General features: G+C 73.7%; 6 protein-coding genes and 1 pseudogene. 5 read left to right on the top strand and 2 right to left on the bottom strand.

Annotated elements, in window-relative coordinates:
• A pseudogene (locus OM076_RS41345) lies at window positions 1-316 on the bottom strand (hypothetical protein); the annotation flags it as partial.
• A gap of 27 nt (window positions 317-343) precedes the next feature.
• Between OM076_RS41345 and OM076_RS41340 the strand changes: the two are divergent.
• Together OM076_RS41340 and dprA are read left to right on the top strand one after the other, a co-directional pair.
• A complete protein-coding gene (locus OM076_RS41340) occupies window positions 344-1858 on the top strand; it encodes a YifB family Mg chelatase-like AAA ATPase (protein WP_270046060.1) in 1515 nt (504 codons plus the stop codon).
• A gap of 67 nt (window positions 1859-1925) precedes the next feature.
• Complete coding sequence (gene dprA / locus OM076_RS41335) at window positions 1926-3002, top strand: DNA-processing protein DprA (RefSeq protein ID WP_270046059.1); 1077 nt, start codon at window positions 1926-1928, stop codon at window positions 3000-3002.
• Between the two features lie 62 nt (window positions 3003-3064).
• Here the strand turns inward: dprA and OM076_RS41330 are convergent, their stop codons facing one another.
• Window positions 3065-4495 carry a circularly permuted type 2 ATP-grasp protein gene (locus OM076_RS41330; protein WP_270046058.1) on the bottom strand — a complete coding sequence of 477 codons (1431 nt, stop codon included), beginning with the start codon at window positions 4493-4495 and terminating at the stop codon, window positions 3065-3067.
• 63 nt (window positions 4496-4558) lie between these two features.
• Between OM076_RS41330 and thiD the strand changes: the two genes are divergently transcribed.
• The 3 genes from thiD to OM076_RS41315 are packed head-to-tail and all read left to right on the top strand — an operon-like array spanning window position 4559 to window position 6291.
• Window positions 4559-5410, top strand: coding sequence for a bifunctional hydroxymethylpyrimidine kinase/phosphomethylpyrimidine kinase (thiD, locus tag OM076_RS41325; RefSeq protein ID WP_270046057.1), 852 nt, complete (start codon window positions 4559-4561; stop codon window positions 5408-5410).
• 13 nt (window positions 5411-5423) lie between these two features.
• Window positions 5424-5672: a hypothetical protein gene (locus OM076_RS41320; RefSeq protein ID WP_270046056.1), complete on the top strand. Its 249-nt coding sequence runs from the start codon at window positions 5424-5426 to the stop codon at window positions 5670-5672.
• Window positions 5673-5685: 13 nt separating this feature from the next.
• Entirely contained in the window at window positions 5686-6291 is a 606-nt protein-coding gene (locus OM076_RS41315; RefSeq protein WP_270046055.1) for a hypothetical protein, read from the top strand.
• Window positions 6292-6303: the final 12 nt, after the last annotated feature.

Below are 6303 nucleotides of genomic sequence, written 5' to 3'. Positions count from 1 at the left end.
GCGCGGTCTCGCCGCGCGGCGGCGCGCCCGTCGTGTCGTTGCGCGCGGTCTCGCCGCGCGGCGGCGCGCCCGTCGTGTCGTTGCGCGCGGTCTCGCCGCGCGGCGGCGCGCCCGTCGTGTCGTTGCGCGCGGTCTCGCCGCGCGGCGCCGCGCCCGTCGTGTCGTTCCGCACGCCCCGCGGGGCGTCCCACACGCGTTTCTCCCCGCGCGCGGCGGCGGGCCTGGTGCCCGCCGCCGCGCTCTCCCCGCTCGTCTCTCCCTGCGGTCGCTCTGCGGCCGCCGCGCTCGCCGCCGGTCCCGCCTTCGTCGCGCCCATCGGCGCCGTTCTCCAAGGTGGGGCCTGATGCTCGCCCGCGTCGCGACGTTCGCGGTTGACGGGGTCGATGCTCGGCGGGTCTGGGTCGAGGCGGACATCCGCCAGGGGCTGCCCGCGTTCACCGTCGTCGGGCTGGCCGACAAGGCCGTTCGCGAGGCGCGGGAGCGCGTACGCGCGGCGATGGTCAATTCGGGCTACGAGTTCCCGCTCAGGCGGATCACGGTCAACCTCGCGCCCGCGTACCTGCGCAAGGTCGGGCCGGCGTTCGACCTGCCGCTGGCGGTCGCGCTGCTCGTCGCGTCCTACCAGCTCGAGCCGGAGACGATCGAGGGGTGCGCGGTGGTCGGTGAGCTGTCGCTGACGGGTGAGGTGCGGGCGATCCGCGGCGCGCTCGCGGTCGCGGAGGGCGTTCGCCGCGCGGAGTTGCGGCGGCTGGTGATCCCGCGCTCGCGCGCTCGCGAGGCGGCCTTGGTCGCGGACATCGACGTCCTCGGCATCGACTCGCTGCAGGAGATGGTCGCGACGCTGCGCGGGGACGCCGAGCCACAGTCGATGCCCGACGTGCCGGCGGATGCCGCCGAGCCAGAGGCCGAGCTCGCCGACGTCCGCGGCCACAACGGCCTAATCCCCGGCTTGGAGGTCGCGGCGGCGGGCGGGCACAACCTGTTCCTGCAGGGACCTCCGGGAACCGGCAAGACGATGATCGCGCGGCGTCTCCCGTCGATCCTGCCGCCGTTGGGCGCCGATGAGGCGATCGAGGTCACCCGCATCCAGTCGGTGGCAGGGCTGCGTGGCGCTGCCGGTTTGGTCACCGCCCGGCCGTTCCGCGCGCCCCACCACACGGTCTCCGCGGCGGGGCTGGTGGGTGGTGCGAGCCCGCCGCAACCCGGCGAGGCGACTTTGGCGCACCGCGGCGTGCTCTTTCTCGACGAGCTGTCGGAGTTCGCCCGGCCGAGCCTGGAAGCGCTGCGCCAACCACTGGAGGACGGCTCCGTGACGATCGTTCGCGGCCAGCAGGTGATGGTCTTCCCGACCCGCTTCATGCTCGTCGCCGCGTCGAATCCCTGTCCGTGCGGCCTCGGCGACAACCGCTGCCAGTGCTCGCAGGCCGATCTCGTCCGCCATCGCCGCAGGCTCTCCGGCCCGCTGCTTGACCGGATCGACATCCTGATGCGCGTCGAACGCCCGCCGGCCGAGGCGCTGCGCGTGCAGATCGCCCCGACCTCCGCGCAGGTGCGCGAGCGGGTGGTCACCGCGCGTGAGCGCCAGTTGCGCCGGCTGGCGGACCACCCTGAGGTCTGCAACGCCCAGCTGACGTCGCGCCAGATCCGGGACGTCGGCCGGGTCACGGCGAGCGCCCTGCGCCTGCTGGGCGAGCTCTACGACCGTCACTCGCTGTCGGCGCGCGGCCACACCCGCATCCTGCGGGTGGCACGAACCGTCGCCGACCTCGACGCGTCCGACGTCGTGGACGCCGAGCACGTGAACATCGCGGCCAGCCTGCGCCTCGACGACACCCACCAGCTGGCGGAGGCCGCATGAGCGACCCTGGCAACCCTTCAGCGAGGGCCCACACCCGTGGCCCAGGAACCCACGGACCGGTGCTGGGATGAGCGCGTGCGACGACTGCCTGCGCCGGACGGACCTGATCGCCGCGATCGCCGGCCGGCTGCAGATCGAGTTCAAGCAACGGACCGCTCCCGGCGGTGTGCTCGCGCTCTCCGATATGGAGCTGCTCGAGATCGGCGCATCGGGGGACGTGGATCGCCGCTACGCACGCTTTGACGCCTCCGCCGCTCGTGAGCGGGCCTCGGCCGCCGGCCTGAAGATCGTCTGCCGCTGTCGCGACGCGTATCCGGGGTCGCTGCGCGATCTCGACGACCCCCCGGCGGTCGTCCACATCCTCGGCAGTCCATCCGCGCTCGAGGCCGAGGACGCGATCGCGGTGGTCGGGGCGCGGCGGGCGTCGTCCTACGGGCTCGAGGTCGCGCGGGCGCTCGGCCGCGGGCTGTCCGCCGCGCGCGTTCCCGTCGTGTCCGGATTGGCGCTCGGCGTCGACTCCGAGGCGCACCTCGGCGCACTCGAGGCTCCCGGGAGCACGATCGCGGTGCTGGCGGCCAGTGCGCACGTCGCCTACCCCGCGCGCGGATGGAAGCTGCACGCGGCGGTGGCCGAGCGCGGGGCGGTGATCTCCGAGCTGCCTCCCGGCGCCCAAGCGCAGCGCTGGTGCTTCGTCGCGCGCAACCGCATCATCGCCGCCCTGGGGGCGGCCACGGTCGTCGTCCAGGCCACCGAGCGTTCGGGCTCGCTCACCACCGCGGACTTCGCCGCCGACCTCGGCCGCGCCGTCGGCGCCGTTCCGGGTCTGGTCACGACGCGGCTCTCCGCCGGCACGCACGGGTTGATCCAGGCGGGCGCGCCGCTGATCCGCGACGCCGCCGATGCGCTCGAGCTGCTCGCGGGCGTGACCGGCCGCGAGTACCCCGCGCGCGACGATGCGCCGCCGCTCGTGCTGTCGCCGCCGCTGAAGCGCCTGCTGGAGGCGATCGAGGACGGAAGCGGCTCGCTGACCGAGCTGGCGGCGACGCCAGAAGCCGCGCGGTCGGCGATGGCCGGCCTCGGAGAGCTCGAGCGGCTCGGCCTGATCCGCCGTGGCTTGCGCGGGCGCTGGGAGCGGGCGGCATGACGCGCCGGTCGACGCCGGGGTCGCTGAAGCACCTCACAGGTGCTTTGGCGACCACTCCGCGCTCAGCGCATGACCCAGGTGTCCTTGGCGCCGCCGTTCTGCGACGAGTTCACGACGAGCGCGCCTTCGGAGCGGGCGACGCGGGTGAGCCCGCCCGGCAGGACACGCGGGGTGCAACCTTCGCCGAGGAAGACGAACGGGCGCAGGTCGATGTGGCGCGGCGCGAGCCGGCCGCCCTCGACCACCGTCGGGTGGGTGGAGAGCATGACCATCCGCTGGGCGATCCAGGCCGCCGGGTCGGCGAGGACCTCCTTGCGCGTGGCCTCGATGTCCTCGCGGGTGGCGTGCGGCGCGATCAGGACGCCGACGCCGCCGTGACCCGCGCGCGGCTTGAGCACGAGCTCGTCGAAGACGTCCAGCGCCTCCTCCAGCTGCGCGGGTTGGGCGAGGTCGTAGGTCGGGACCGAGCGCAGCACGGGCTCCTCGCCGACGTAGAAGCGGATCATCTGCTCGACGTAGGCGTGGGTGAGCTTGTCGTCGGCGACGCCGGTGCCGTACTGGTTGACGAGGCCGAGCGTGCCGCGCCGTACCGGCTCGATCAGCAGCCGCCCGATGTCGGAGTCCAGCCGGTCGGCGTTGGTGCGGCGGTAGATCACGTCGATCCGGCGCGGTTCGCGCAGGCCGCGGGGCAGCAGCCAGAGCTGGCCGTCGCGCACCTCGAGCTCGTCGGGCGTGATCAGTGGGATGCCGAGCTGGCGCGAGAGCCACGCGTGCTCCCAGTAGGCCGAGTTGTGCTCGCCGTCGGTCAGCACGGCGGCCTGGGGGGCGCGACGGCCGCGGGCGCTCTCGGGCGCGACGGCGCGCAGCGTGTCGGCCAGCAGGTCGATCTCGCCGTCGAGCGGGCGCGGCGTCGCGTCGGGTGGGACGTCGACGTGCTCGAGCAGGGCCCGGCGGGTGGCGTGCAGATACGCGAAGCCGCTCGGCGTGCGCAGGTTGTCCTCGAGGACGAGCCACTCGCCGTTCTGGTCGCGGACGAGGTCGAGCCCGGAGACGCCGATCCACACGCCACCCGGCGGCGTAAGGCCGCGCAGTGCCGGCTCGTAGTAGTCGGCCGAGGTGATCACCTCGGCCGGGACGGCGCCTTCGGCGACGATGCGCTGGTCGCCGTAGACGTCGGCGACGAAGGCGTTGAGGGCGCGGACGCGCTGGGCGAGGCCCCGTTTGACGGGCTCCCAGTCGGTGGCGGAGATGACGCGCGGGACCGGGTCGACGTAGAACTCGAGGTCACCTTCGACGGAGGAGAACCGGACACCGGCGCGCTTGAGCGAGCGGCTGATGCGGCCCGGCAGCTCGGCGGTGTCGGCGCGGGCGACGGCCTCGAGCCCGGCGCGCGCGTGCGGTCGCGGCTCGCCGGTGGACGAGAACGCTTCGTCGAAGACTCCCTCGCTCACCGGGTAGTCGGCGAGGAGGTCATCCGCGCGGAGGGGGGCCATCGAGAAAAGCCTGACAGAACGACGGGCGTCTGCGTGCCGACTCTCAGTCCTAACCTGAACCGGATGCCCCGACCCGTACCCGCCGTGCTCTCGATCGCCGGCTCGGACTCCGGCGGCGGCGCCGGGATCCAGGCCGACCTGAAGGCCTTCGCCCGCTGCGGCGTGCACGGGATGACCGCGATCACGGCGCTGACCGCGCAGAGCACGGTCGGCGTGACCGGCATCCACCCGGTCCCGGGCGAGTTCATCATCGAGCAGGTGCGGACGGTGGCGGCGGACATCGGCGTCGACGCGGTCAAGATCGGGATGCTCGGGACGGCCGAGACGGTCCGCGCGGTCCGCGAGGCGCTCGGTCACATCGAGGACGGCGTGCCAATCGTGATTGACCCCGTGATGGTCGCCGAGTCCGGCGCGGTGCTGCTCGACGACGAGGCGCGGGCGGCGATCGTGCGCGAGTTGCTGCCGCTGGCGACGGTGATCACCCCGAACCTGCCTGAGGCGCGCGTGCTGGCGGCCGGCGCCGAGCGCGCGGGCGCCACCGAGCGCGGGCGCGACGACGTCGAGGATCTCGCGCGGGCGCTGCACGGGCTCGGGCCGGCCAATGTCGTCGTGACGGGCGGGCATCGCGACGAGGTCACGGATGTCTTCTTCGACGGGACGAGCGTCACGCTGCTCGCGGGCGAGCGGCATCCCGACGGGGCGGCGCACGGGTCCGGGTGCACGCATTCGAGCGCGCTCGCGGCGCATCTCGCGCTCGGGTTCAGCCCCCAAGAGGCGGCGCGGGCGGCGCGGCGGCTCGCGTCCGAGGCGGTGCGGGACGGGCACCGCAGCATCGGGCGGGGGCCGGGGCCGGTGAACGTGCTCGGAGTTGCCGTCCGGGCCGTGACGCCAGATCGGCTGGCTCGGCAGGCGTGACATAATGCCGGGCATGAAGTTCCTGCGCATGCGTCCGGGGTATGGCGAGCAGCTGATCGCCGAGGGCGACATCGAGGTCGGCGAGGACGAGCAGATGCTCGTCGAGGAGTTCCGGCGCCAGCTCGAGCAGGGGATGTGGGCCGCGATTCCGGTGCAGTCGGAGAGCGGCAGGCGGGAGGCCGAGATGGTGCGGGCGTTCGAGGACATTCCGCGCACCGCCGGCCGGGTCATCTTCTTCCCGCGCGCCGCGGGCGGGTCGTAGTAAGCAGCGAGCGGTGACTGTCGCCCTTTGCGCCACGGCGATCGTCGTCATCGCACTCCTGTGGGAGGTCATGCTCCCGTACGTCGATCGCCGGATGGAGTCACGCCGCGCCCGCAAGGCCGCGCGCGCCGACGGCGACGTCCACGCGTACGACCCGGGTCGTGAGCGCCGCGCCGAGCAGCGCGCCCGCGAGCTGCTGAAGTCCTGCGTCAACGAGGAAGAGTGGGAGATGTACCGGGACCTGGGGCTGATCCGGGTCTGGGGCGGCGAGTCGCTCGACAAGGAGCTGCGCGGCGTCCCGTACGGGTACCTGATCTACCCGCACAAGCCGATCGTCGCCTACCTGCCGCAGACCGGGCGCCTGCTCAACGAGTACTGCGTCGAGTTCCCGGACGAGTCCAAGCCGTACGGGTCCGCCCGCCTGCCGGACTCCGACGACGTGCTCGCCAAGTGGATGGCGCTCAAGGGCGACGAGCGGCGGCTGATCTCCAGCGCCAACATGCACCTTCCCGGCCGCCAGGTCGACCCGCGGCAGGTCCAGCGCGACATCTGGCGCCTCGGCCGCTGGGAGCGCGAGCGCCTCGAGCGCCATCGCCGCGCCTCAAGCGGCGCGGCGTAGCCGCGCGACGAG

Source organism: Solirubrobacter ginsenosidimutans (assembly GCF_027587205.1).
This window is presented reverse-complemented; position numbering and strand designations above follow the sequence as displayed.

Excerpts from the sequence above, each read along its gene's own strand:
- dprA (WP_270046059.1), top strand. The coding sequence starts at position 1,926 with ATGAGCGCGTGCGACGACTGCCTGCGCCGGACGGACCTGATCGCCGCG.
- OM076_RS41330 (WP_270046058.1), bottom strand. The coding sequence starts at position 4,495 with ATGGCCCCCCTCCGCGCGGATGACCTCCTCGCCGACTACCCGGTGAGC.
- thiD (WP_270046057.1), top strand. The coding sequence starts at position 4,559 with ATGCCCCGACCCGTACCCGCCGTGCTCTCGATCGCCGGCTCGGACTCC.
- OM076_RS41320 (WP_270046056.1), top strand. The coding sequence starts at position 5,424 with ATGAAGTTCCTGCGCATGCGTCCGGGGTATGGCGAGCAGCTGATCGCC.
- OM076_RS41340 (WP_270046060.1), top strand. The coding sequence starts at position 344 with ATGCTCGCCCGCGTCGCGACGTTCGCGGTTGACGGGGTCGATGCTCGG.